The following is an 846-nucleotide window of genomic DNA, read 5'->3' as shown; positions in this document are numbered from 1 at the left end:
GGCAAGGGCGGGACAAGCCCCTGCTCGTGGCAGGCGCTTTCCGCGTGCGGCGCGCCGGCGTGGCGATCGTCACGCCGGCTGCTCAATGTGCTGCCCAGTGAGGGGTCAGCCGTGGCTCGCTCTCAAGGTTGCTCGACCTTGGTCAGGTTGTCGCCCGAGTTGCGGTCGATCCGCTTGTTGTACGGATCCACCCCGACGAACACCGGCGGCTGGTCGACCAGCACGGTGATCGTCTGCTTGCCGGTGTGGATGCGCTGGCGAGCAAACGACAGCACCGAGGCGGCGCTGTAGCCGGGCCGGCCAGGCTCGGCGCTGAACACGCCGATGTCGAACGGCTCGTCGAGCGGCGCTTCGGTCTCCTTGCCTTTGCCATCGGCATAGAACTTCTTGGCCTCGACTTCGAACGTGACCTCGTACTTGCCGTCTGCCCGCTTGGTGCTCTTGGCGTTGCTGGCCTTCGCGTCCCACAGCGTGATCTTCTCGAACAGGTCGGTGATCAGCTGGTCATGCTCGGGGCCGGCCTCGGCGCGCAACAGGCGCAGGAAGTCGGTCGTGTTCGGGAACGGCGCGCTCTTGAAGGCGTACTGCTTGAGCATCTGCGCCATGGCGCGGTTGACCTTGTCCTCGCCGATCACTTCCTTCAGCCAGTACAGCGTCAGCGAGCCCTTCTGGTAGTGGATGTAGGGCTGGTCTTCGACGCGGGCCAGCGGCTGCTCTTCGACCACCTCACCGCCACGGCGGCGCAGGTAGCGGTCGAGTTCGTACTTCAGGAACTTGCGCATCTGCTCCTTGCCGTAGGTCTTCTCCATCACCAGCAGCGCTGAATACTGGGCGAAGCTTTCGACC

General features: G+C 64.8%; 1 pseudogene. It reads right to left on the bottom strand.

The window, feature by feature from the left end:
- Positions 1-122 precede the first annotated feature (122 nt).
- A pseudogene (locus tag AC1DYI_RS37190) lies at positions 123-846 on the bottom strand (hypothetical protein); the annotation flags it as partial.

It is taken from the genome of Ideonella sp. P3_A4 (assembly GCF_056403075.1).
Note: the sequence above shows the minus strand (reverse complement) of the source record. Positions and strands in the feature narration are given on the sequence as shown.